This window comes from Streptococcus sp. 1032 (assembly GCF_013277015.1).
Taxonomy (GTDB): Bacteria; Bacillota; Bacilli; order Lactobacillales; family Streptococcaceae; genus Streptococcus.
On record NZ_VMMD01000026.1, the window covers coordinates 65,716 to 90,922 of the forward strand.

The 25,207-nt window shown below is 39.6% G+C and carries 23 protein-coding genes and 2 pseudogenes; 21 read left to right on the forward strand and 4 right to left on the reverse strand.

The genetic code is table 11. The features are described from left to right. Positions 1–79: 79 nt before the first annotated feature. From HT711_RS11485 to HT711_RS09250, 5 genes and pseudogenes are all read left to right on the forward strand, one after another. A complete protein-coding gene (locus tag HT711_RS11485; protein WP_333503101.1) occupies positions 80–889 on the forward strand; it encodes a thiol-activated cytolysin C-terminal domain-containing protein in 810 nt (269 codons plus the stop codon). A 142-nt stretch (positions 890–1,031) separates the two neighbouring features. Then, a pseudogene (locus tag HT711_RS09235) lies at positions 1,032–1,268 on the forward strand (purine-nucleoside phosphorylase); the annotation flags it as partial. Next, complete coding sequence (locus HT711_RS09240) at positions 1,262–2,545, forward strand: chloride channel protein (RefSeq protein WP_164225956.1); 1,284 nt, start codon at positions 1,262–1,264, stop codon at positions 2,543–2,545. The pseudogene HT711_RS09235 and the gene HT711_RS09240, both read left to right, overlap by 7 nt. Before the next feature lie 335 nt (positions 2,546–2,880). After that, positions 2,881–3,591: a purine-nucleoside phosphorylase gene (deoD, locus tag HT711_RS09245; protein WP_000022096.1), complete on the forward strand. Its 711-nt coding sequence runs from the start codon at positions 2,881–2,883 to the stop codon at positions 3,589–3,591. 229 nt (positions 3,592–3,820) lie between these two features. Next, positions 3,821–4,552, forward strand: a complete 732-nt coding sequence (locus tag HT711_RS09250) for an NAD-dependent protein deacylase (RefSeq protein ID WP_112443526.1) — start codon at positions 3,821–3,823, stop codon at positions 4,550–4,552. A gap of 228 nt (positions 4,553–4,780) precedes the next feature. Here HT711_RS09250 and HT711_RS09255 read toward each other — a convergent pair whose 3' ends face one another. From HT711_RS09255 to coaA, 3 genes are all read right to left on the reverse strand, one after another. Further along, positions 4,781–5,293, reverse strand: coding sequence for a DNA topology modulation protein (locus HT711_RS09255; RefSeq protein WP_173233823.1), 513 nt, complete (start codon positions 5,291–5,293; stop codon positions 4,781–4,783). Positions 5,294–5,345: 52 nt separating this feature from the next. Then, complete coding sequence (gene rpsT / locus HT711_RS09260; RefSeq protein WP_001274000.1) at positions 5,346–5,582, reverse strand: 30S ribosomal protein S20; 237 nt, start codon at positions 5,580–5,582, stop codon at positions 5,346–5,348. Positions 5,583–5,649: 67 nt separating this feature from the next. Beyond that, a complete protein-coding gene (coaA, locus tag HT711_RS09265; protein ID WP_173233825.1) occupies positions 5,650–6,570 on the reverse strand; it encodes a type I pantothenate kinase in 921 nt (306 codons plus the stop codon). Positions 6,571–6,770: 200 nt separating this feature from the next. Between coaA and HT711_RS09270 the strand changes: the two genes are divergently transcribed. The 9 genes from HT711_RS09270 to HT711_RS09310 all read left to right on the forward strand — a co-directional run bounded on the left by HT711_RS09270 (position 6,771) and on the right by HT711_RS09310 (position 15,136). After that, positions 6,771–7,175: a hypothetical protein gene (locus HT711_RS09270; RefSeq protein ID WP_173233827.1), complete on the forward strand. Its 405-nt coding sequence runs from the start codon at positions 6,771–6,773 to the stop codon at positions 7,173–7,175. A gap of 208 nt (positions 7,176–7,383) precedes the next feature. Further along, entirely contained in the window at positions 7,384–7,974 is a 591-nt protein-coding gene (locus tag HT711_RS09275; protein ID WP_345890027.1) for a class I SAM-dependent methyltransferase, read from the forward strand. Continuing rightward, on the forward strand, positions 7,971–9,248 hold the full coding sequence (locus HT711_RS09280; RefSeq protein WP_173250054.1) for a pyrimidine-nucleoside phosphorylase: 1,278 nt from the start codon (positions 7,971–7,973) through the stop codon (positions 9,246–9,248). Before HT711_RS09275 ends, HT711_RS09280 begins: the two co-directional genes overlap by 4 nt. A 19-nt stretch (positions 9,249–9,267) precedes the next feature. After that, the gene (deoC, locus tag HT711_RS09285) at positions 9,268–9,930 is read left to right on the forward strand and encodes a deoxyribose-phosphate aldolase (RefSeq protein ID WP_112443531.1); all 663 of its coding nucleotides are present in this window, start codon (positions 9,268–9,270) and stop codon (positions 9,928–9,930) included. Continuing rightward, the gene (locus tag HT711_RS09290; RefSeq protein ID WP_112443532.1) at positions 9,917–10,306 is read left to right on the forward strand and encodes a cytidine deaminase; all 390 of its coding nucleotides are present in this window, start codon (positions 9,917–9,919) and stop codon (positions 10,304–10,306) included. Before deoC ends, HT711_RS09290 begins: the two co-directional genes overlap by 14 nt. A gap of 89 nt (positions 10,307–10,395) precedes the next feature. Next, entirely contained in the window at positions 10,396–11,448 is a 1,053-nt protein-coding gene (locus HT711_RS09295; protein WP_049543026.1) for a BMP family protein, read from the forward strand. A 142-nt stretch (positions 11,449–11,590) separates the two neighbouring features. After that, positions 11,591–13,126 (forward strand): ABC transporter ATP-binding protein, encoded by a 1,536-nt coding sequence (locus HT711_RS09300; protein ID WP_173233831.1) that lies wholly within the window; start codon positions 11,591–11,593, stop codon positions 13,124–13,126. Beyond that, complete coding sequence (locus HT711_RS09305) at positions 13,119–14,177, forward strand: ABC transporter permease (protein ID WP_023942990.1); 1,059 nt, start codon at positions 13,119–13,121, stop codon at positions 14,175–14,177. Before HT711_RS09300 ends, HT711_RS09305 begins: the two co-directional genes overlap by 8 nt. A gap of 2 nt (positions 14,178–14,179) precedes the next feature. Further along, a complete protein-coding gene (locus tag HT711_RS09310) occupies positions 14,180–15,136 on the forward strand; it encodes an ABC transporter permease (protein WP_173250056.1) in 957 nt (318 codons plus the stop codon). A 36-nt stretch (positions 15,137–15,172) separates the two neighbouring features. On the opposite strand, the gene plsY is transcribed toward HT711_RS09310, so the two are convergent. Further along, a complete protein-coding gene (plsY, locus tag HT711_RS09315) occupies positions 15,173–15,814 on the reverse strand; it encodes a glycerol-3-phosphate 1-O-acyltransferase PlsY (RefSeq protein WP_173233833.1) in 642 nt (213 codons plus the stop codon). A 135-nt stretch (positions 15,815–15,949) separates the two neighbouring features. Here plsY and parE point away from each other — a divergent pair, with 135 nt between their 5' ends. From parE to parC, 7 genes and pseudogenes are all read left to right on the forward strand, one after another. Beyond that, the gene (gene parE, locus HT711_RS09320) at positions 15,950–17,893 is read left to right on the forward strand and encodes a DNA topoisomerase IV subunit B (protein WP_054392735.1); all 1,944 of its coding nucleotides are present in this window, start codon (positions 15,950–15,952) and stop codon (positions 17,891–17,893) included. Between the two features lie 64 nt (positions 17,894–17,957). After that, on the forward strand, positions 17,958–19,664 hold the full coding sequence (locus HT711_RS09325) for an AAA family ATPase (protein WP_173234121.1): 1,707 nt from the start codon (positions 17,958–17,960) through the stop codon (positions 19,662–19,664). 57 nt (positions 19,665–19,721) lie between these two features. Then, positions 19,722–20,585 carry a DNA adenine methylase gene (locus tag HT711_RS09330; RefSeq protein WP_172934308.1) on the forward strand — a complete coding sequence of 288 codons (864 nt, stop codon included), beginning with the start codon at positions 19,722–19,724 and terminating at the stop codon, positions 20,583–20,585. Between the two features lie 29 nt (positions 20,586–20,614). Then, positions 20,615–21,064, forward strand: a complete 450-nt coding sequence (locus HT711_RS09335; RefSeq protein ID WP_049477639.1) for a GNAT family N-acetyltransferase — start codon at positions 20,615–20,617, stop codon at positions 21,062–21,064. Between the two features lie 16 nt (positions 21,065–21,080). Further along, a pseudogene (locus tag HT711_RS09340) lies at positions 21,081–21,914 on the forward strand (aminoglycoside 6-adenylyltransferase). Then, entirely contained in the window at positions 21,895–22,629 is a 735-nt protein-coding gene (locus tag HT711_RS09345) for a type II CAAX endopeptidase family protein (RefSeq protein WP_173233835.1), read from the forward strand. Before HT711_RS09340 ends, HT711_RS09345 begins: the two are co-directional and overlap by 20 nt. 52 nt (positions 22,630–22,681) lie before the next feature. After that, on the forward strand, positions 22,682–25,153 hold the full coding sequence (parC, locus tag HT711_RS09350; protein ID WP_173233837.1) for a DNA topoisomerase IV subunit A: 2,472 nt from the start codon (positions 22,682–22,684) through the stop codon (positions 25,151–25,153). Positions 25,154–25,207: the final 54 nt, after the last annotated feature.

Below are 25,207 nucleotides of genomic sequence, written 5' to 3' on the forward strand. Positions count from 1 at the left end.
AGCGCGCTATGTTCGAATTGAGCTAGAAGGCTATAATGCCCTCAGTCTTGCAGAAGTCCAAGTATATCGTGCTGAGAATATCGCTTGGAAAAAACAAGCTAAGCAAAGTTCTACTGATTTTGGTGGAGATGCTAGTCGTGCCTTGGATGGCAATACCAATAGTAGTTATAGCCAGCAATCAATTACCCATACTAAGTTTGAAAATCAACCTTGGTGGGAAGTTGATTTAGGTCGTACAGAACAGGTAGGACTTGTTCGCCTTCATAACCGTGGGGATGGAGAACTTTCTAAACGTCTGTCAGACTTTGATGTGATTTTGTATGATGAAAAAGGAACAGAAGTTGCTAGACAGTATGTTTCTAAACTTGACGGAACGAGCTTGGATGTTCAATTAAATGGGAAATTGGGACGCCGTGTTCGTGTGCAACTACGTAAGAACAATCAAGCCCTCAGTCTTGCAGAAGTAGAAGTTTTCCGCTTTATAGCTACGAATGGTGAGACGGCGACACAAGTTTCTAAGCCAGTTCAACCAATCAGTCAGACTCCTGTGAAAGATAAAACATTGACAATTCAACATAGTGGAGCTTACATTGCCCGCTACTCTATAACTTGGGAAGAAGTTACAGTAGATAAAGATGGAAACCAAGTTGTTCGTAGTCGTTCTTGGGAAGGAAACGGTCGCAACCAGACTGCAGGTTTTGTCCTCAACCTCCCAATCAAAGAAAATATGAGAAATTTGCGAATTAAGATTGAGAAAAAGACAGGTCTACTATGGAATAGATGGCAAACAATCTATGAAAACAGACCAATTTTAGCTCAACCCCACCGTAAAATTACCCATTGGGGAACAACATTAAATTCTAAGATTTCTGATGACGATGTCTTGTAAAAAATCCTACTATTTAATAATGAGATGATTTAGTTTATAAGAGAAGTACTACCTGAGCTTGAATAGAACTCAGGTAGCTCTCTGTGAAAGAACAAAATTAAACAGAAAGGTAGAGTGAGGTGTTCTGATTTGAACACGAGTAGAAATTCGTACCTATAAGATGCTTGGAACAGATGTGGTCGGAATGTCAACTGCTCCTGAAGTTATTGTTGTAGCCTACTCGGGTTTGAAACTTCTAGGAATTTTATGTATTACTAACTATACTACTGGTTTCAAAGAAGAGATTAACCACGAAGAGGTTATAGAAGTGACTGAGTGTGTTAAAGGTGATTTTAAAGGCTTACTTAAAGCCGTTTTTACTGAATTATTACTATGTTAAAAGAAGTGAGGAGTATTTTTCAGAAAATCCCTTATAATCTTAAATTATTCCTAGCAGTCATTTTGCAAGGAATAGTTTCAGGTTTATCTGGTATTTTTCTACATTATCTTTTAAAGATAATAGAGGAGATAGCTTTTGGTCAATCAGAGCATCAAACTGTATTCTTGACAGATGGAGTTTCCTCGTCGCGGATAGGATTAAGTTTAATAATCGTGGGTGCCAGCTCATCCTTGGTCTGGTATTTCTTGCAAAAAAAATCACAGATTTTTTCCATTAAAGCACAGATGAAGGATGAGACTTCACAATACAAACTTCATTTTTTAAAACAGCTATTTCATTCAATTTGGCAGATTATTGCAGTTGGAGGGGGAGCACCTATTGGTAAAGAAGCTGCGCCACGAGAGATTGGAACTCTATTTGCAGGACCAATTGGAAAAATATGTTCTCTCTCTAAGAAGGATCAAATCTTTCTCCTTGCTTGTGGTGCTGGTGCTGGTTTAGCAGCTGTCTACCAGGTTCCATTAACAAGTGTCTTCTTTGTTTTTGAAACTCTAGGAATTGCTCTATCTATTAAACGAGTTGTCTTAGTCGGTTTGACTACCTATGTCTCAACCTATACAGCAGGCTTGGTTATTTCAGATCAGGCTCTCTACCAGATTCCAGCCATCGCATGGTCATTAAAGGAAATGTGGATTATTCCCTTATTACTTTTTTTCTTAACCCCACTAGCTTGGCTTTTTGGTCGCTTGAGTAAAGAAGTGTCTTCAAACAGGATAAAAGATAAACGAGTACTTCTCACATTGCCTACAGCTTTTCTTTTTCTTGCTGGGTTGGCAAGTTATTTTCCACATCTACTTGGAAATGGACGTATGATGGCTCAGGAAGTATTGAATGGTAGCAATGGCAAAACAGTATTCCTCTTGTTTATCCTAAAAGCACTGGTCGTTCTTATTACTCTGTGGGCAGGAGCCTATGGTGGTACACTTACGCCATCTTTTGCCTTGGGGATGGCTGGAGCTGCTCTCTTTGGAATGATTCTAGGTGGGGATAGCCAGCCAAGCATTTTGCTTTTGGGATCTGTTTGCTTTTTGTCTGTGACCTTGAGGGCCCCCTGGTCTGCAACTGGATTAGTTATAGGTTTCACTGGGCTAGGTATAGATTCTCTTCCGTATCTCTTAGTAACAGCTGTTTTAGCTTATGAATTTGCAAAAATATTAGACCGTTTTTCTTGGGCTAACATACTGTGTCAGAAGTCAAAGAATAAAGTAATTAGGTAGGAAATGCCCATTTCTTCCAGTCAAGGATTTGATTTAAAAGATTAAAAAATATTTATAACTGTTTTAAATAAAAATGAAGTAGGCCTATTGGAATCTTGATCGAATCCGATTTTTCCTAGCTATATAATATAAAAAAAGAAAGGTAGAGCGTGTGTTTTGATTTGAACACGAGCGGAAAACTTTTCATAACAATAAAAGAAAGGATGGGTTAACTGTATTCATTGAACTGAATACGGGCGGAGAACTGTGTAAAAAAGATAAACTGTCTAGCATCTGAGATGCTTCGTCAGTTTCCTATTTTTACTTTGTTCTCTGTCGCCCTTTATATCTTAATTATGTCTATCCATATTGCTGCTCAGCAGGGTGAAATTGCTGATAAAATTCTTCTTCCTGGGGATCCTCTTCGTGCTAAGTTTATTGCGGAGAATTTCCTTGAAGATGCTGTTTGTTTTAACGAAGTGCGTAACATGTTTGGTTATACTGGTACTTACAAGGGTCACCGTGTATCTGTCATGGGAACTGGGATGGGAATGCCATCTATTTCGATTTATGCGCGTGAGTTGATTGTTGACTACGGCGTGAAAAAATTGATCCGTGTGGGAACTGCAGGTTCTTTGAATGAAGATGTACACGTTCGTGAATTGGTTTTGGCGCAAGCAGCTGCAACTAATTCAAACATCGTCCGTAATGACTGGCCACAGTATGATTTCCCACAAATCGCTAGCTTTGACTTGCTGGACAAGGCCTACCATATCGCCAAAGAACTTGGTATGACAACCCACGTTGGGAACGTTTTATCATCTGATGTCTTTTACTCAAACTACTTTGAAAAGAATATCGAGCTTGGTAAATGGGGAGTCAAGGCTGTGGAAATGGAAGCAGCGGCTCTTTACTATCTTGCTGCTCAACACCATGTTGATGCTTTAGCTATTATGACTATTTCAGATAGTTTGGTTAATCCAGATGAAGATACAACTGCAGAAGAACGTCAAAACACCTTCACTGATATGATGAAGGTCGGTTTGGAAACATTGATTGCAGACTAAAGGTAGGCTATATTCAGAATGATTTCTCTTGTTCTCAAAATGATAACTATCAACAATGAATCGATCCTGAAATAGGTAAGAATAAGGAAATTGAAGGAAGCCTAATTGTGTCAAAGGACCGAGACTAGTCAGTTTAATATCTAAATCATAATCAAATAAAGTTGGAAGCCAAGTTGACAAGAAGTCAAGACTTTCAACTTTTTAACTTGAAAATTCCTAGGAGTACAAAATGGATAAGATTGAACAATTACAAGGTATTATTGATCAAAGTCAGAGCATTGTCTTTTTCGGTGGTGCAGGGGTTTCTACAGAGTCTAATATTCCAGATTTTCGTAGTTCAGATGGTATATATAGTCTGAAACTGGGTCGCCATTTTACTGCCGAGCAACTGGTTTCACGCACTATGTTTGAGCGCTATCCAGAGGATTTTTTTGATTTCTACAAAAAGTATCTGGTCTATCCTGATGCCAAGCCGAATTTAGCACATGATTATCTAGCGTCGTTGGAAAAAACAGGTAAATTAAAGGCGATTGTGACGCAAAATATCGATAGTCTCCATGAAATGGCAGGATCTCAGAAAGTTTTGAAACTGCATGGTAGTGCAGATTGTAATTATTGTTTGGGCTGTCATCGCTTTTATGATTTGACTGCCTTTTTGGAACTTGAAGGTCCAGTTCCCTACTGCTTAGATTGTCGCAAGGTGGTCAAACCTGACGTGACCCTTTATGAGGAAGCGCTAGATATGGATGTATTTAGTCGCGCAGCTCGAGCCATTCAGCAAGCAGATTTGTTGATCATTGGTGGAACTTCCTTAGTTGTTTACCCTGCAGCTAGTCTAGTCAATTATTTTTCAGGGTCAAATCTTGTTGTTATCAACAAGTCCAGCACTCCTCAAGACAGCCAAGCTGATTTAGTTATCGAAGGTAAGATTGGAGAAGTTTTTTCTAAATTGAGACAATAAAAAACTGAAAGAAGTAGGATTATACTTCCTTCAGTTTTTTTGTATCACGAACTCAGAAACTATGAACAAGATTCTCTTCATTTCTAGGGGAATTTTATTGTTGATTTATAAATTGCTCGAGTTATTTTTAATTGTTGAATAAAAGGAAAAAAGATGACTTCTGGATGAAAAACTTCCTTTTTTAGTCAATCAGTACATGCTGATTTTAATGAAATGCTACTATATTGTTTACTTTTTTAAAGATCGCAAAAAACAATCAATCTCTGCTTGAGAATGGAGAATATGCATCTTTTCTGGGTAAGTATTGTTTAAGTATTGGTATCTATCCTTAGCATTTTTTGTTCGACCATCCCAGAGAATCCATCGAATAAACTCCCGATTAAATTGTTCTTGACAACCTTCTGCCATACTTTCTCTGACCTTGCCTCGGTATTTGAGATAACGTTTAAAAGCTCGAAAGAGACAGGTAAATGGTGAAAAATTGAGAAAGATGATTTGGTCAGCTTCCTGCATTCTTTCCTCATAGAAACACCAAGAATAATTTCCATCGATGACCCAAGCTTCATGCTTGGTGAGAAAACGTTTCATCTCGGTTAACATCCATTCACGGTCACTGTCTTGCCAACCAGGTTGAAATTGGAGTGTATCCATGTGAAGTTTTGGGATGGAGTAGTAGAGAGATAACTTTTCAGCTAGAGTTGACTTACCAGCACCAGAATATCCGATAATTGCGATTTTCATTTTCTACCTTTTCCTATTTGAGGACAAAAAAACAGCCTCTATGGACTGTTTCTTATTTAGCAAGTTTAGCTGAAAGACGAGCTTTATCGCGGCTTGCTTTGTTTTTGTGAATCAAACCTTTAGTTTCTGCTTTATCGATAGCTGAGCTAGCAGCACGGAAAAGTTCTTCAGATGGGTTTGCTTCGAAAGCTTTGATAGCAGTACGCATAGCTGATTTTTGAGCTGAGTTCTTTTCGTTTTGTTTAACGTTCAATTCAGCGCGTTTGATAGCTGATTTAATGTTTGCCAATGTTCTTACCTCCATATTTACTAACTATACCATTATATCTGAAAACTTACGTTTTGACAAGGGAAAATTATTTTTTTAAGTAAATTTCATCGATTTCATGGTTCTTTGTTTTATGAAGAATCACTTCTGCACGATTTCTAGTTGGTTCAATATAATTTTGTAGATTTGTGAGATTGATACTGGTCCAGACCTGATGGGCAAAGGACTCCACTTCCCCAATCGGCATTTGTGTAAAACGATAATAGTAGCTATTAGGGTCATTTTGGGCTAGGCTCAGCATTTTCAAGAAACGGTCCAGATACCAACTCTCAATATCATCCACTCCAGCATCAACATAGATGGAAAAGTCGAAGAAGTCAGTGATATAGAGACGATCGTTTTGTGGATTTTGAAAGACATTGATTCCCTCAACAATTACAAAATCAGCAGCTTTGACACTTTGTTTCTCTTCGGGTACGATGTCGTAGACTTCATGAGAATAGACAGGAATATCCACATCTTGTCCATTTTTGATGCGGTCCAAGAAGTTGAGAAGAGCTTCCATATCATAACTTTCAGGAAATCCCTTACGATTTAGAATCCCCTGCTCAATCAAGGTTTGGTTGGGATAGAGAAAGCCGTCAGTTGTTACCAATTCAACCCTAGCATCTGTAAGCGTACGGGATAGTAGGATTTGCAGTAGGCGACTAGTTGTGGATTTTCCAACGGCAACACTCCCAGAAACCCCAATAATAAAAGGTTGAGATTTACTTTCACGTTGGAGGAAAATTCCTTTTGAAAAGGCCAAATCATCCTTGGTACGCTTGTAAATCTGGATGAGATGGGCTAAGGGAAGATAGACATCAGTAACATCCTGCAAGCTAATCTGATCATTAAAACTCTTGATAGATTCCAATTCCTCTTCTGTCAAAGGGGGTGTGGTCTTTCGATGTAAAGATTGCCAAGTCCGGCGGCTAATTTTTTCAAAATGTAAAAATTCGTTGGTCATTTGTTTTCCCCTAGATATTTTGTTTATCATATCATAAAAAGTTAAAAAAATAAAGCGGTTTCTTGATGATAGTAAGCCAATATCGTATAATAGAGGTAGATAGAGGTTGACCAATTTATTGATGAAGTAGGAGCTACTTTCTCCTGACTTATAAGCTAATAAAGGGGACTTTGGGATTCACAACTTATAGGAGGTGTACTATGAAAATCTTAAAACGTTACATATTGGAACTTTGTTTTATTTTAAGTTTTGCACTACCTTTTATAAAAGGGGCGAATGCGGATAATGGCAGACGCTTTGTGGAAATCTATTACGGTTTTACTTTTTTGATGGAACATGCTATTGTAACAGCTGTATTTATCTGTTCGCTCTTGATTGCTTGCCTACTAAAAAAACGGTGGACGAAATGGCTTGCTGCTGGAAGTTATCTATTTTTGATTTTGTGGATTGCTACAGAGGGTTATTTCTTCCGCATGTCGCTAGAAGATTTGGTACGGCTTTGGACAAGTTTGGAAATCCTGACAAAAACGTATCAGTTGGGCTTTTATCTAAATATTTTGTTGGGAATTTTGTTGATAATTAAGTATCTGAAGGTTAAGCAATAGTAATAAAAATGCGCTTGATTATAGACAATAAATTTGTTGTTTTATCATGGCAATGATAGCTGTAGTCCTAGATGAAATACTATTTGCTTATAAAGGTTGAAAGAGATTGAAGGGGAGCTATTGTAAAGCAACTTCCTTCAATCTTTTTGTCTCATTCTGGATATGTAAACGATTTACAATTTAAGTCAAATTATGGTAAAATAGTTTCATGAGTAAAATGTATTATGCAGAGAATCCTGACGCTGCTCACGACATTCATGAGTTGAGAGTGGACTTGTTGGGAGAAAAAATGACCTTTCTGACGGATGCAGGTGTTTTTAGCAAGAAGATGGTTGACTTCGGAAGTCAACTCTTGCTCAAGTGTCTTGAGGTCAACCAAGGAGAGACAGTCCTAGATGTCGGCTGTGGTTATGGTCCATTAGGTTTGTTCTTAGTCAAGGCTTACGGCGTTCAGGCGACCATGGTCGATATCAATAATCGTGCCTTGGATTTGGCTAAGAGAAATGCTGAACGAAATAAAGTAGAAGCGACGATTTTCCAGTCCAACATCTATGAACAAGTTGAAGGACATTTTGACCATATCATTTCCAATCCCCCTATTCGTGCTGGAAAAAAAGTCGTTCATGAAATCATCGAGAAAAGTAAAGATTTCTTGGAAATTGGTGGAGATTTGACCATCGTCATCCAGAAAAAACAAGGGGCTCCAAGTGCTAAGTCTAAGATGGAAGATGTGTTTGGCAATTGTGAAATCCTAAAAAAAGACAAGGGATACTATATCCTTAGAAGTGTGAAAGAATGAGAGCAGTTGATTTAATCCAAAAGAAACGAGATGGTCAAGAACTGACTTCGAGTGAAATTGAATGGCTGGTAGAAGGCTATGTGTCAGGAACTGTTCCTGATTATCAGATGTCTGCCTTTGCTATGGCTATCTATTTCAAAGGAATGACGACTCGAGAAATATCTGATTTGACCATGAATATGGTTCAGACAGGGCAAGAGTTTGATTTATCTGCTATTGATGGGGTTAAGGTTGACAAGCATTCTACTGGTGGTGTTGGTGATAAGGTGACCTTGATTTTAGCTCCTTTAGTAGCGAGTTTTGGAGTTCCAGTCGCAAAAATGAGTGGTCGTGGTCTCGGCCATACTGGTGGGACAATTGATAAATTGGAGTCCATTAAAGGCTATCAAGTCGAGCGCAGTCAAGAGGATTTTATTCGTCAGGTTCAGGATATTGGTGTATCTGTCATTGGGCAATCAGACCAGCTGGTTAAAGCAGATAAACTTCTCTACGCTCTCCGTGATGTGACCGCAACTGTCGACACGATTCCTTTGATTGCGAGTTCGGTGATGAGCAAGAAAATCGCGGCAGGAGCGGATGATATTTTGCTAGACGTAACTGTCGGTGAGGGTGCCTTCATGAAAACGGTTGATGAGGCGCGTGAATTGGCTCAAACCATGGTGGAACTTGGTAAGGCAGTTGGTAGAAAAACGGTAGCAGTCATTACGGATATGAGCCAGCCCTTGGGACGAGCGATTGGAAATCGTCTGGAAATCCTTGAAGCATTGGAGATTTTGCAAGGTCAAGGCCGTCAGGATATTACCCACTTTATCTGTGAATTGGCTCAAATTATGCTTGGCCTGGCAAATGTAAACAAGACAGTTGAAGAAGTTCGCCAACATCTTGAAAATGGTCAAGCACTGGCTAAGTTTGAGGAGATGGTCCAAGCCCAAGGTGGAGACTTGGAGGACCTCTATCGCCCAGTCAATGTTGCCCATGTGGTGGAAATCCCTGCTCAGGAAACGGGTGTCATTTCTGCTCTTCCGGCTATGGAATTTGGGCTTTATGCTATGAGACTGGGAGCTGGTCGTGCAGTCAAGTCTGATGCCTTGGACTATGAGACAGGAATTGTTTTTGAAAAGAAAGTTGGAGATTCCGTTCAAAAGGGAGAAATTGTTGCAAAAGTATACACAAATGGAAAAATTTCTCCTCAGCTAGTTACAGATTTTCAAAAATATGTTAAAATAAATGATAGGGTGCAAAGTTTACGAGAAATTATAGAAATTATCTCATAAACCGCAGGAGAATCCGAATATGAAATTAAATAAATATATCGATCATACGCTTTTAAAACAAGATGCAACAGAAAATCAAATTGATTGTTTGTTGTCTGAGGCTAGGGAGTATGATTTTGCCAGTGTTTGCGTTAATCCGACCTGGGTTGAACATGCCAAAAAAGGGCTTGAAGGCACAGATGTCAAGGTCTGCACAGTAGTAGGTTTCCCCTTGGGAGCAACAACTTCAACTGTGAAAGCTTTTGAGACAAAAGAAGCTATCCAAAATGGGGCTGATGAGATTGACATGGTAATCAATGTTGGGGCTCTCAAATCAGGCAATTTAGCCTTGGTAGAGTCAGATATTCGCGCAGTCGTGGAAGCAAGTGGTGACAAGTTAGTGAAAGTCATTATTGAAGCTTGCCTTCTGACAGATCAAGAAAAAGTTGTGGCTTGTCAATTAGCCCAAAAAGCAGGAGCTGATTTTGTTAAAACATCTACTGGCTTTTCAACTGGTGGCGCTACGATAGCAGATGTTCAATTGATGCGTGAAACAGTTGGGCCTGATATGGGTGTCAAGGCTGCTGGTGGAGCTCGTTCTTATGCAGATGCTCTTGCCTTTGTGGAAGCAGGGGCGACCCGTATCGGAACGTCAGCTGGAGTAGCAATTCTAAAAGGAGAATTGGCAGATGGCGACTACTGAGTTGATTGAACTGGCAATTGAAACCAGCAAACGTGCCTATGTCCCCTATTCTCACTTTCCTATCGGAGCAGTTTTAGTGGCAAAAGACGGAAGTGTTTACACGGGAGTGAATATCGAAAATGCTAGCTATCCTTTGACCAATTGCGGTGAGAGAACAGCCATTTTTAAGGCTGTATCTGAAGGGCAAAGAGAGTTTTCAGAGCTGATTGTTTATGGTCAAACTGAAAAACCAATTTCACCATGTGGTGCTTGTCGCCAAGTAATGGTCGAATTTTTTGAACAAGATCTAAAAGTGACCTTAGTCGCAAAAGATAAATCGACGGTCGAGATGACGGTCGGGGAATTACTTCCATATTCTTTTACAGACTTAAACTAGTCTGAGTCGCTCTTTGAGTGGCACGGTCCTTGTGGCCAACCAATCCATACTTGCAACATCGTTGCACATCTTATTTAGGAGGTTCAGTAATGAACAAGAAACAATGGCTAGGTCTTGGCCTAGTAGCAGTGGCAGCAGTTGGACTTGCTGCATGTGGTAACCGCTCTTCTCGTAAGGCAGATTCATCTTCTGATGTGAAGACAAAAGCAGCAATCGTCACTGATACTGGTGGTGTTGATGACAAATCATTCAACCAATCAGCTTGGGAAGGTTTGCAGGCTTGGGGTAAAGAACACAATCTTTCAAAAGATAACGGTTTCACTTACTTCCAATCAACAAGTGAAGCTGACTACGCTAACAACTTGCAACAAGCGGCTGGAAGTTACAACCTAATCTTCGGTGTTGGTTTTGCCCTTCACAATGCAGTTAAAGATGCAGCAGCAGAGCACACTGATTTGAACTATGTCTTGATTGATGATGTGATTAAAGATCAAAAGAATGTTGCGAGCGTAACTTTCGCTGATAATGAGTCAGGTTACCTTGCAGGTGTAGCTGCAGCAAAAACAACTAAGACAAAACAAGTTGGTTTTGTAGGTGGGCAGGAGTCAGAAGTTATCTCTCGTTTTGAAGCAGGATTCAAGGCTGGTGTTGCGTCAGTAGACCCATCTATCAAAGTCCAAGTTGACTACGCTGGTTCATTTGGTGATGCTGCTAAAGGTAAAACAATTGCAGCTGCACAATACGCAGCCGGTGCAGATATTGTTTACCAAGTAGCTGGTGGTACAGGTGCTGGTGTCTTTGCAGAAGCAAAATCACTCAACGAAAGCCGTCCTGAAAATGAAAAAGTTTGGGTTATCGGTGTTGACCGTGACCAAGAAGCAGAAGGTAAATACACTTCTAAAGATGGCAAAGAATCAAACTTTGTTCTTGCATCTACTTTGAAACAAGTTGGTACAACTGTAAAAGATATTTCTAACAAGGCAGAAAAAGGTGAATTCCCTGGCGGTCAAGTGATCGTTTACTCATTGAAAGATAAAGGGGTTGACTTGGTAACAACTAACCTTTCAGAAGAAGGTAAAAAAGCTGTCGAAGATGCTAAAGCTAAAATCCTTGATGGAAGCGTAAAAGTTCCTGCAAAATAATGGATGGAAGTTATTTCTTAGGAAGCGGCCATCGGCCGCTTTTTAAGAGTTGAGACAAAGTCATTTTGTCTCAGTAAAGCTTGCTACTAGACAAACTAGCAAGTTTTATTGAAATAAAATAAGACTCTGAAAGGAAGAGCACATGGCACACGAAAATGTCATAGAGATGCGTGATATTACCAAGGTGTTTGGTGAATTTGTTGCCAACGACAAAATCAACCTGCACCTACGAAAGGGTGAAATTCATGCACTTTTAGGAGAAAATGGGGCTGGTAAGTCCACGCTCATGAACATGTTAGCAGGACTTCTTGAACCAACTAGTGGTGAAATCGCGGTCAACGGTCAAGTTGTCAACCTCGACTCCCCATCTAAAGCAGCTGGCTTGGGAATCGGAATGGTTCACCAGCACTTTATGTTGGTAGAGGCTTTCACGGTGGCTGAAAACATTATTTTAGGAAGTGAATTGACTAAAAATGGTGTGCTAGATATCGCTGGAGCTAGCAAAGAAATCAAGGCTCTTTCTGAACGTTATGGCTTAGCTGTGGACCCTTCTGCCAAGGTTGCAGACATCTCAGTTGGAGCCCAACAACGTGTAGAAATTTTAAAAACCCTTTATCGGGGAGCTGATATTCTTATTTTTGACGAACCAACGGCTGTTTTGACTCCATCAGAAATTGAGGAGTTGATGGCTATTATGAAAAATCTTGTCAAAGAAGGAAAATCAATTATCTTGATTACTCACAAGTTGGACGAGATTCGCGCAGTTTCTGACCGCGTTACAGTTATCCGTCGTGGGAAATCAATTGAAACCGTCAAAATTGCAGGGGCTACTAATGCTGATTTGGCAGAAATGATGGTTGGACGTTCTGTTTCCTTTAAAACAGAGAAGCAAGTCTCTCAACCAAAAGAAGTGATCTTGTCTATTAAAGACTTGGTGGTCAATGAAAACCGCGGTGTTCCAGCTGTTAAAAATCTGTCCTTAGATGTTCGTGCTGGAGAGATTGTTGGTATTGCGGGGATTGATGGGAATGGTCAGTCTGAACTGATTCAAGCCATTACAGGTCTTCGCAAGGTTGAATCTGGTAGCATTGAGCTAAAAGGAGATTCAATTGTGGGCTTGCACCCACGTCAGATTACAGAGTTGAGTGTTGGTCACGTTCCAGAAGACCGTCACCGTGATGGTTTGATTTTGGAAATGATGATTTCTGAAAATATTGCCCTTCAAACTTACTATAAAGAACCACATAGTAAAAATGGAATTTTGAACTATTCAAATATTACTTCTTATGCTAAAAAGCTAATGGAGGAGTTTGATGTTCGTGCTGCCAGCGAATTTGTTCCTGCAGCTGCACTCTCAGGAGGAAATCAACAAAAAGCAATTATTGCTCGTGAAATTGATCGTGATCCTGATCTCCTTATCGTCAGCCAACCAACTCGTGGTTTGGATGTCGGTGCCATTGAATATATCCACAAGCGCTTGATTGAAGAGCGTGATAATGGGAAGGCTGTTCTTGTTGTCAGCTTTGAATTGGATGAGATTTTAAACGTCTCAGACCGTATTGCCGTTATCCACGATGGGAAGATTCAAGGTATTGTATCACCAGAAACAACCAATAAACAAGAACTTGGTGTCTTGATGGCTGGTGGAAACTTGGGAAAGGAGAAGAGTGATGTCTAAAAAATTACAACAAATTTCGGTTCCCTTGATTTCTGTCTTCCTAGGAATTTTACTTGGAGCCATTGTCATGTGGATCTTTGGTTATGATGCTATTTGGGGCTACGAAGAATTGTTCTATACAGCCTTTGGTAGTTTACGTGGGATTGGGGAAATCTTCCGTGCCATGGGGCCTTTGGTCTTAATTGGTCTTGGCTTTGCCGTCGCTAGTCGAGCAGGTTTCTTTAACGTCGGTCTTCCTGGTCAGGCTTTGGCAGGTTGGATTCTTAGTGGTTGGTTTGCCCTGTCGCATCCAGATATGCCACGTCCCTTGATGATTCTAGCAACCATCGTGATTGCCTTGATTGCGGGAGGAATTGTCGGCGCGATTCCGGGTATTCTTAGAGCCTATCTAGGGACGTCAGAGGTTATCGTAACTATCATGATGAACTACATCGTTTTGTATGTAGGAAATGCCTTTATCCATGCTTTCCCTAAAGACTTCATGCAAAGTACAGATTCGACCATTCGTGTTGGGGCTAATGCAACCTATCAGACACCTTGGTTGGCTGAGTTGACTGGTAACTCACGGATGAATATTGGTATTTTCTTTGCCATTATTGCCGTTGCAGTTATTTGGTTCATGCTCAAGAAAACAACTCTTGGTTTTGAAATTCGTGCGGTTGGTCTTAATCCACACGCATCGGAATACGCTGGTATTTCTGCAAAACGAACTATTATCCTATCAATGATTATTTCAGGTGCCTTGGCAGGTCTTGGTGGAGCTGTTGAAGGACTTGGAACCTTCCAGAACGTCTATGTTCAAGGGGCGTCATTGGCTGTTGGGTTTAACGGGATGGCGGTTAGTCTGCTTGCAGCCAACTCACCAATCGGTATTCTCTTTGCAGCCTTCCTATTTGGTGTTCTCCAAGTTGGAGCCCCTGGTATGAATGCGGCGCAGGTACCGTCTGAGCTTGTCAGCATTGTAACAGCGTCTATTATCTTCTTTGTCAGTGTTCATTACCTTATCGAACGCTTTGTCAAACCGAAAAAACAAGTTAAAGGAGGTAAGTAAAGATGTCTATTACAACCTTGCTCACCCTCTTGGTGTCTTCTATGCTGATTTACTCAGCACCCCTCATCTTTACAAGTATTGGTGGTGTTTTCTCTGAACGTGGTGGTGTGGTAAACGTCGGCCTTGAAGGAATTATGGTTATGGGTGCCTTTTCTGGAGTTGTCTTTAACCTTGAATTTGCAGAACAATTTGGCGCAGCAACTCCATGGCTATCCTTGCTAGTTGCAGGATTGGTTGGAGGTCTCTTCTCTATCATCCACGCAGCAGCGACGGTTCATTTCCGTGCAGACCATGTTGTCAGCGGTACGGTATTGAACTTGATGGCGCCAGCCTTGGCTGTTTTCTTGGTGAAAGTTCTTTATAATAAAGGACAAACCGACAACCTAAGTCAGACTTTTGGACGCTTTGATTTCCCAGTCTTAGCAAATATCCCAGTGATTGGTGATATCTTTTTCAAGTCAACTAGTCTGCTTGGTTATATCGCGATTACCTTCTCATTCCTTGCTTGGTTTATCCTCTTTAAGACTCGCTTTGGTCTTCGTCTCCGCTCTGTCGGTGAACATCCTCAAGCAGCAGATACTTTGGGAATCAATGTCTACAAGATGAGATATTTAGGGGTTATTATTTCAGGTTTCCTAGGTGGAATTGGCGGAGCGATTTATGCTCAATCAATCTCAGTTAACTTCTCAGTGACAACTATTGTTGGACCTGGATTTATCGCCCTTGCTGCGATGATTTTTGGAAAATGGAATCCAATCGGAGCCATGCTATCTAGTCTCTTCTTTGGACTTTCACAAAGTTTGGCTGTTATCGGATCTCAATTGCCATTCCTACAAGGAGTGCCTGCGGTTTATCTTCAAATCGCACCTTATGTTTTGACAATTCTTGTCTTGGCAGCCTTCTTTGGAAAAGCAGTCGCACCAAAAGCAGATGGTATCAACTATATCAAATCAAAATAAGCATACAAAAAACGTCAGTTCTGTTCAAACTGGCGTTTATTTTTTAGAATTTTGATGAGTTAAGTTTAATCCCCAAGGAACAAGATTTTCAGTTTTATTTTTGATACGTGTGATATTATCCTTATGCCGAATGATAATCAAACTAGCCAGTGCTAGGATAATAGCGATGAAGAGAGGATCATAATTGCTCAGGATAAAACCAAAAAGTGGAAAGAGTAGAACTCCGATGACAGCCGCGATAGATGCTGTAACACTAGATAGTGAAATCATGCTACCAAGATAGAGGGTTCCAAAGAAAACAACTGCAAGGTAGAGACAGAAAACAGGCGCAAATCCGAAAATCACTCCCGCACTGGTTGCGACAGCCTTACCACCCTTAAATTCTGCAAAGATAGGGAAAGTATGACCAATAACAGCCAAAAGTCCAAAGATAAGAGGTGAAACACCTTGCAGATGAAAAATAATCGGAAGAAGCGTTGCTAGGGTTCCTTTGAAAAAGTCAATGACAAAGGTTGCCATACCAGCTTTTTTACCTAAAATGCGGAAGGTATTGGTCGTTCCAGTGTTACCAGAACCATGTTCGCGCAGATTGATTTGAAAAAATACTTGTCCAATCCAGAGACCAGACGGAATCGAACCCAGCAGATAGGCTAGGATTAATAAAACTATTGTAATCATACTCCTATTATATCATGAAATAGAGAAGAAAGGCAGAGAATCTCTTCTGAAATTGTCACATCGGAGAAAGAAAAATTTTGCAAAATCCTTGGAAAACCTGTAGAATAGTAAAGATGAACGAATAGGAGGTTCCTTGTGTCAAAAAAGGAAATCAATATTAACAATTATAATGATGATGCCATTCAGGTGCTAGAAGGGTTGGATGCGGTCCGTAAACGTCCAGGGATGTATATCGGATCGACCGATGGCGCTGGTCTCCATCACCTAGTTTGGGAAATCGTTGATAATGCAGTCGATGAAGCCTTGTCTGGGTTTGGTGACCGTATTGATGTCACCATCAATAAAGACGGGAGTTTGACTGTGCAAGACCATGGACGTGGGATGCCGACAGGTATGCACGCTATGGGGATTCCAACTGTTGAAGTTATCTTTACCATTCTTCATGCCGGAGGAAAATTCGGTCAGGGTGGCTACAAGACATCAGGTGGACTTCACGGGGTGGGTTCTTCCGTTGTTAATGCCCTTTCTAGCTGGCTAGAAGTTGAAATCACCCGTGATGGCGCAGTTTACAAGCAACGTTTTGAAAATGGTGGCAAACCTGTTACGACTTTGAAGAAAATCGGTACAGCGCCTAAGTCTAAGACAGGTACCAAGGTTACCTTCATGCCTGATGCGACGATCTTTTCTACGACAGACTTCAAGTACAATACCATTTCAGAACGTCTCAATGAGTCAGCCTTTCTCTTGAAAAATGTGACCTTGTCTCTGACAGATAAGCGAACAGATGAAGCGATTGAGTTTCATTATGAGAACGGGGTGCAGGACTTTGTTTCTTATCTGAACGAAGACAAGGAAACCTTGACGCCAGTCCTTTACTTTGAAGGTGAAGACAACGGTTTCCAAGTGGAAGTAGCTCTCCAGTACAATGATGGATTTTCAGATAACATTCTGTCCTTTGTTAATAACGTTCGCACCAAGGACGGTGGGACGCATGAAACAGGACTCAAGTCTGCCATTACCAAGGTTATGAACGACTACGCGCGTAAGACAGGTCTTCTTAAGGAAAAAGATAAAAACCTTGAAGGATCAGACTATCGTGAGGGGCTAGCGGCTGTCCTCTCTATTCTAGTCCCTGAAGAACATTTGCAGTTTGAGGGTCAGACCAAGGACAAGCTAGGAAGCCCTCTTGCTCGTCCCGTTGTGGATGGCATTGTGGCGGATAAGTTGACCTTCTTCCTTATGGAAAATGGGGAACTGGCTTCTAACCTCATCCGCAAGGCTATCAAGGCTCGTGATGCTCGTGAAGCAGCACGTAAGGCGCGTGATGAGAGCCGAAATGGGAAGAAAAATAAGAAAGATAAGGGCTTGCTGTCTGGGAAATTGACCCCAGCCCAGTCTAAGAATCCAGCTAAGAATGAACTCTATCTAGTTGAGGGAGATTCTGCCGGAGGTTCTGCTAAACAAGGCCGTGATCGCAAGTTCCAGGCTATTCTACCTCTTCGTGGTAAGGTTATCAATACAGCCAAGGCCAAGATGGCGGATATCCTCAAAAATGAAGAAATCAATACCATGATTTATACTATTGGTGCGGGTGTCGGAGCAGACTTCTCCCTTGAAGATGCCAACTATGACAAGATCATTATCATGACCGATGCGGACACAGACGGTGCCCATATCCAGACCTTGCTCTTGACATTTTTCTACCGTTACATGCGTCCGTTAGTTGAGGCAGGCCATGTCTATATTGCCCTTCCGCCTCTTTACAAGATGTCCAAAGGAAAAGGCAAGAAAGAAGAAGTGGCCTACGCATGGACAGACGGAGAACTTGAAGAACTCCGCAAGCAGTTCGGTAAAGGCGCAACACTCCAACGCTACAAGGGGCTTGGAGAGATGAACGCTGACCAGCTCTGGGAAACAACCATGAACCCAGAAACTCGTACCCTTATCCGTGTCACTATCGAAGATCTAGCACGCGCAGAACGCCGCGTCAATGTCCTCATGGGCGACAAGGTCGAACCACGCCGTAAATGGATTGAGGATAATGTCAAGTTTACGTTGGAAGAAGCGACGGTGTTTTAAAATATTGTGTAATTATATTTAAAAGAAAGAGTTTTTAAAAATGGTATCATCGAAAAATAATAAAATGTACATTGAAGAATTAGAAATTAAAGATTTTAGAGTAATTAAAAAAGTATCGTTCAAGCCGTCAAAATATGTAAATATTATTTCAGGGAAGAATGGTACAGGGAAATCAACTATATTAGGAATGATTGCCCAAGGTTTCTCTTATCACAATAATGTTATTCCTTTTATTTCTGGAGATGTAAAAAAACTTAATAAAAAAGATATAAAGAGACTTTCAGAAAATGACCCTAAAGTTGTGCAATATAAAAAATTACTAACTTATTTTGGGGATGATTTTGAGTCCACATCTGCAGAGCATTTTAAATTATCTCCAAATGATGTTAGAAATATAGAACATGCTAAAGTTACATTGAGCAATAAAGATAGTTTTAAAATTGAGAGTACGAACCATAACAAAAAACTTCCTCGTCTAGTTACTAGGAGAAAAGACGGGAAATCATCCAATTATGTCCATCCAGTAATTTATTTAGGCCTGGAAAGATTAACACCGTTAGTCAGATCCACTAAAATGAGTGACTTGCAAATCAATTTATCATCGCAGGATAAGAAAGAAATACATAATCTTTATCAGTCAATACTTTTAAAAAAATATACAGACAATCTTACTGCAACTGAAACAAATCTGAATAATAAGAAAACAGCATCATTTATTGATGAAGAGATGACTATTGAAATGATTTCATCAGGGGAAGATAATATTGGGCAAATTTTATTAGCTTTGTATTCATTTAAGAAATTAAAAAATGATTTTCCTAATGATTACAAGGGTGGGATATTACTTATTGATGAAATAGATGCGACATTATATCCAGCCGCTCAGAATAAATTATTAGATATACTCTTTCAAAAAGCAAGAAGTTTTGACGTGCAAATTTTTGCCACTTCACATTCGTTGACTTTATTGGAACATTGTGAAAAACTGAAAATATCGAACCAACGTACTAATCATGATATAAAACTATTTTCCTCCGATATTAGTTCTGAAGACAATTCAACAACTACGTTATCAGAGATGAAATATTTAATTGATTTTAAAAATATGTTGTTGGCACAAGCTAATGAACAGAAAATTACTGATAGTATTAAGATTTATTTTGAAGATGCTGAGGCTCAATATGTTTTTGAAGGCTTAATACATTCTTTGAAGAATAGTAATAACCATTCAATTAAAAATTCATTACACTTCATGTCAAATACAACTTTATCATGTACCAATTATATACACTTGTATAAATCTAAAGTAACAGAATTTTCTAAGAATTCGATAGTTTGCTTAGATGGAGATGTTGAAGCAAATATAAACGATTATAGAAATTTTATTACTTTGCCTACTAATGACCTTCAATGTAATCCAGAGGAATTTATTTTTGATATTCTTGATGATAATAACTCAGATTATTGGAAAATAGCAAAGAATTATAATCATAGTGTTTTTATGAATAATCCAATTTACCAAGTTATTCAATCAATTAAGAATGGAACTTATGAATCGGAATATAAACAAGTTAATGGAGAGTTTAAGAATATAGCTGAAAGAAAAGTGTGGAAAAAATGGTTTAATAAAGAAAAAGTTCATTGGAAGTACAACAATAATCCAGTCAAATATTGGGCAAAAAATAATCCTGAAAAAGTTCAAGAATTTCAGGTACAATTTGAAAAAGCGTTTAACTATGTAGCTGATAATGTTAAACTTCCTAGATTATAATTTGGAAGTTACTTAAAAAAGGGGTATAATTTTATCAATAAGAGATGAGGTGATGATATGTCAGGTAAGACCTATACGCCATTAAGATACCCTGGGGGGAAAACTCAGGTTTATGAATTCGTTAAAGAATTGATTAAAGAAAATAATTGCCATACTTATATTGAGCCTTATATGGGAGGAGCGGGAGTTGCTATGAAACTTTTGCTACTTGGAGATGTAGAAAAGATTATTGTAAATGATTATGATAAATCTATCTATGCATTTTGGTACTCTGTTCTTTATTTGACTGAAGAGTTGATTGATAAAATAGAAAATACTGACATAACAATAGATGAGTGGAAAATTCAGAAATCAATTCAAGATAATAAAAAAAATGTTTCTGATTTACTACTTCTGGGTTTTTCAACTTTATTTCTTAATAGAACAAATAGATCTGGTATTATAAAAGCTGGGGTTATTGGTGGTAAAAATCAGAATGGAAAATACAAACTAGATTGTCGATTCAGTAAATCAGATATAATAAACAAAATTCTTGAAATATCTAAGCATAAAAAACAGATTAAACTTTTTAATATGGATGCTGAGCAGTTTATTAAAAGGTCAATTTCTAAAACAAAAAATTCATTTACTTTTTTTGATCCACCTTATTATACTAAAGGACCAGGTTTATATACAAATTTTTATAACCATGATGATCATTCTAGGTTATCAAAAACAATCAAGGATTATATGAAAGATAAAAAATGGATATTAACTTATGATATTCATAAAAGTATAGAAAAGATGTACGAAGAATATCGTTCTGAACTATATTATTTAAACTATTCAGTTAGTACTCCTAATAAAGGTATTGAAAGAATATTTTATTCAGATAATCTGCATTTTTCACAATCAAGAAATAAATTAAAAATTGTTGACTAAAAACTTGCCAGCGATTTATTTTCAAAAAAGTGACTGACAGAAAAAAAGTCAGTTTGCCTGTCTCATGGGAGAGACTGGCACAAAAATATTCAAAAAGAAAAATGAAAAAAGTAAATGAAGTAAAAAGTTTGTCCCTGAGTGACTTAGACAATCAGGAGTTTATCGGCTTGGTAGGTCTGCACCATTCGGATTTACGGATTTTTGCTGGAAAAGAAGCTGTAGAAATCGGCTGGCGTTTGCGAAAAGAGTTTTGGAATAGTGGTTATGCGACAGAGGTTGCCCAAGCCTGTCTAGACTTCGCTTTCCAGCAAGCTGGCTTGTCAGAAGTTTACTCCTTTACATCCTTACTCAATCTCCCTTCGCAAAAAGTCATGCAAAAGGTAGGCATGGAATTTGTCAAAGAATTTGATAATGAAAAAGTTCCAGCAGACAGTCCGCTTTATAGACATGTCCTATACAGAATCAAGAGTTTTTACTAAAAAGGCAGGTATTCCCATGAGAACTGAAACCGAGATGTTTGATTTAATTTTACAAACCGCAAAAAGTCTAAAAGTCGAGGCTGTCGCCATGTCTGGTTCGCGAACCGATACAAAAGCACCAAAAGACGAGTTTCAAGACTATGATGTTGTATATGTCGTGGACGACTTAGATAATCTGACGAGTAATCTTGCTTGGTTGGACCAGTTTGGAACACGTATCATTGAGTAGCATAATATCCTAGGCAACCGTCGTCTCTATCTCATGCTCTTTGAAGATGGTAACCGGATTGATTTGACCCTTTGCCCCAAAGATCATATCCAGGAGTGGGTAGAAAGCGAAGCGGATTTCACGGTGCTAGAGGATCCTAAGGGTTTGTTTGAGTTTTATTCTCCCAGTCCTCAGCGTTTCTGGACGCATCCAGCTAGTGAGATAGATTTTGAAAAAGCCTGCAATGAATTTTGGTGGGTTTCCGCCTATGTGGTCAAGGGAATCTGTCGCAAGCAAGTTTTCTATGTCACTGACCATCTTTACGGGATTTGCCAACAAGAACTCCTGAAGATCTTGGCTTGGCAGGTTGCAAGTGATAGGGGAGCAGTTGACATCGGTAAAAATTATAAGTACATCTTTAACTATTTGCCTGCTCAGAAAGAGAATGAATTCTCAAGTCTACTTGATTTCTCAAATAGTGACAAAATCACTCAGTCTTTGTTTGCTACGATGCAACTTTTCCACCAAGAGGCTCAGTCCCTTGCTCAAAAGATGGATTTTGACTACGATAAAGAAGTAGCTGAGAAGATGATTCAGTATGCTGAGGAGAGACTCGAAAAAAATGAAACATTTACAAAATAATAAGATAACAAAATTTTTACTGATTAGTTTTCTCATTTCTTGGGGATTTGGTTGGGGATTGCTCGCTTTTCTGACGCAAATGAGCCTCTTAAGTCTAACAAGTCCACTAGGAGTTTTTCTCCATTTACTAGGAGGTTTCGGTCCTACCATTGCAGCCATTTCTTGTTTGCCTCAAAAATCCATTAAAAGCATAGTCTCTTTTATCTTAGGGGACTCAAAGAAATATATTTTGTTATTTCTTTTACTAATTTTCGTGCAAACAGGTGTCATTGCTTTCTCATCTACGGAGCTTAATCCGGCTTTTCCACTAGGAAATTTGTTTGTTGTTTTTTTGAGTGCAGTCTGTGTTTATGGTGGCGAAGAAGAATTGGGATGGCGAGGCATCTTGCAACCAACTTTGGAAACTAGATTCTCCTTTTGGATTTCCGGTTTGATAACAGGTTGTATTTGGGCAATATGGCATATACCTTTATGGTTTGTGATTGGAAGTTCCCAAAGTGGTATGCCTTTTATATTATTCAGTCTATTTGCAATTTATCTCAGTATTCTTCTAGCAGCTGTTTTCAAAAAGACTAAGTCGGTCCTTTTTTGCGCCATTTTTCACGGCCTAATTAATACCCTACTTAGCTTATTTGTTATTAAAATTAATCTTTTATTCATTCTAGGATTAGTAGGATTGCTCTTCTTTTCTTACTACCTACAAAGAAACAGTTAAATTTATAAAATATAGATTTACTTTACAATAAAACACTAAAAAGAGAATTATTATGTCTAACATTCAAAACATGTCCCTGGAGGACATTATGGGAGAGCGTTTTGGGCGCTACTCCAAGTACATTATTCAAGACCGGGCTTTGCCAGATATTCGTGATGGATTGAAGCCGGTTCAGCGCCGTATTCTTTATTCGATGAATAAGGATGGCAATACCTTTGACAAGAGCTACCGTAAGTCGGCCAAGTCTGTCGGGAATATCATGGGGAATTTCCACCCACACGGTGATAGTTCTATCTATGATGCCATGGTTCGTATGTCTCAGGACTGGAAAAATCGTGAGATTCTAGTTGAAATGCATGGTAACAACGGTTCTATGGACGGGGATCCGCCTGCGGCTATGCGTTATACCGAAGCGCGTTTGTCTGAAATTGCTGGCTACCTTCTTCAAGACATCGATAAAAAGACTGTTCCTTTTGCATGGAACTTTGATGATACAGAGAAAGAACCGACAGTCTTACCAGCAGCCTTTCCAAACCTCTTGGTCAATGGTTCTACTGGTATTTCGGCTGGTTATGCCACAGACATTCCACCTCATAATTTAGCTGAGGTTATTGATGCGACGGTTTACATGATTGACCACCCGACAGCCAAGGTGGATAAACTCATGGAATTCTTGCCTGGACCAGATTTTCCGACTGGAGCCATCATCCAAGGGCGTGATGAAATTAAGAAAGCCTATGAAACAGGAAAAGGGCGCGTGGTTGTTCGTTCCAAGACTGAAATTGAAAAGCTAAAAGGTGGTAAGGAACAAATTGTTATTACTGAGATTCCTTATGAAATCAACAAGGCTAATCTGGTCAAAAAAATCGATGATGTTCGTGTCAATAATAAGGTAGCTGGTATTGCTGAGGTTCGTGATGAGTCTGACCGTGATGGTCTTCGTATCGCTATCGAACTTAAGAAAGACGCCAATACGGAGCTTGTTCTCAACTACCTATTTAAGTACACCGACCTGCAAATCAACTACAACTTTAACATGGTGGCGATTGACAATTTCACGCCTCGTCAGGTTGGGATCGTTCCAATTTTGTCTAGCTACATCGCACATCGTCGTGAAGTGATTTTGGCGCGTTCACGCTTTGACAAGGAAAAGGCAGAGAAACGTCTCCATATCGTAGAAGGTTTGATTCGCGTGATTTCGATTTTGGACGAAGTCATTGCCCTTATCCGCGCTTCTGAGAATAAGGCGGACGCCAAGGAAAACCTTGAGGTCAGCTATGACTTTACAGAAGAGCAGGCTGAGGCTATCGTAACCTTGCAACTGTACCGTTTGACCAATACAGACGTAGTTGTCTTGCAGGAAGAAGAAGCAGAACTTCGTGAAAAGATTGCTATGCTTGCGGCGATTATCGGTGATGAACGGACCATGTACAATCTCATGAAGAAAGAACTTCGTGAGGTCAAGAAGAAATTTGCGACTCCACGTTTGAGTACTTTAGAAGACACTGCGAAAGCAATCGAGATTGATACAGCTAGTCTGATCGCCGAGGAAGATACCTACGTCAGCGTGACCAAGGCAGGTTATATCAAGCGTACCAGCCCACGTTCCTTTGCAGCTTCCACTCTGGAAGAAATTGGCAAACGTGATGATGACCGTTTAATCTTTGTTCAATCTGCCAAGACCACCCAGCATCTTTTGATGTTCACGACCCTTGGAAATGTCATTTATCGACCAATCCATGAATTGGCAGATATTCGTTGGAAGGACATCGGCGAGCATCTGAGCCAGACCATTACAAACTTTGAAACTAACGAAGAAATCCTTTATGTTGAAGTAGTGGATCAGTTTGATGATGCGACAACTTATTTTGCAGCGACTCGTCTCGGTCAAATCAAGCGTGTAGAACGAAAAGAATTCACTCCGTGGCGGACCTACAAGTCTAAGTCAGTTAAGTATGCTAAGCTCAAAGACGATACAGACCAGATTGTAGCAGTGGCTCCGATTAAACTAGATGATGTTGTCTTGATTAGCCAAAATGGTTATGCCCTTCGTTTCAACATCGAAGAGGTTCCAGTTGTCGGTGCCAAGGCGGCAGGGGTCAAGGCTATGAACTTGAAAGAAGATGATGTCCTCCAATCGACCTTTATCTGTAATACCTCGTCCTTCTACCTCTTGACTCAGCGTGGAAGTTTGAAACGTGTTTCTATTGACGAAATTCCAGCAACCAGCCGTGCCAAACGTGGTTTACAAGTTTTGCGTGAGTTGAAAAATAAACCACATCGTGTCTTCTTAGCAGGAGCAGTTGCAGAACAAGATTTCGTTGGTGACCTCTTTAGTACAGAAGTGGACGAGAACGACCAAACTCTGCTTGTTCAATCCAACAAAGGAACAATCTATGAAAGCCGATTGCAAGACTTGAACTTGTCAGAACGCACAAGTAACGGTAGCTTCATCTCTGACACGATTTCTGATGAAGAAGTTTTTGATGCTTATCTTAAAGAAGTATTTACTGAAGCTAAATAAGTGAAATGAAGAATCAGTTCTAAGAGCTGGTTCTTTTTATTGAAGAAATTTTCT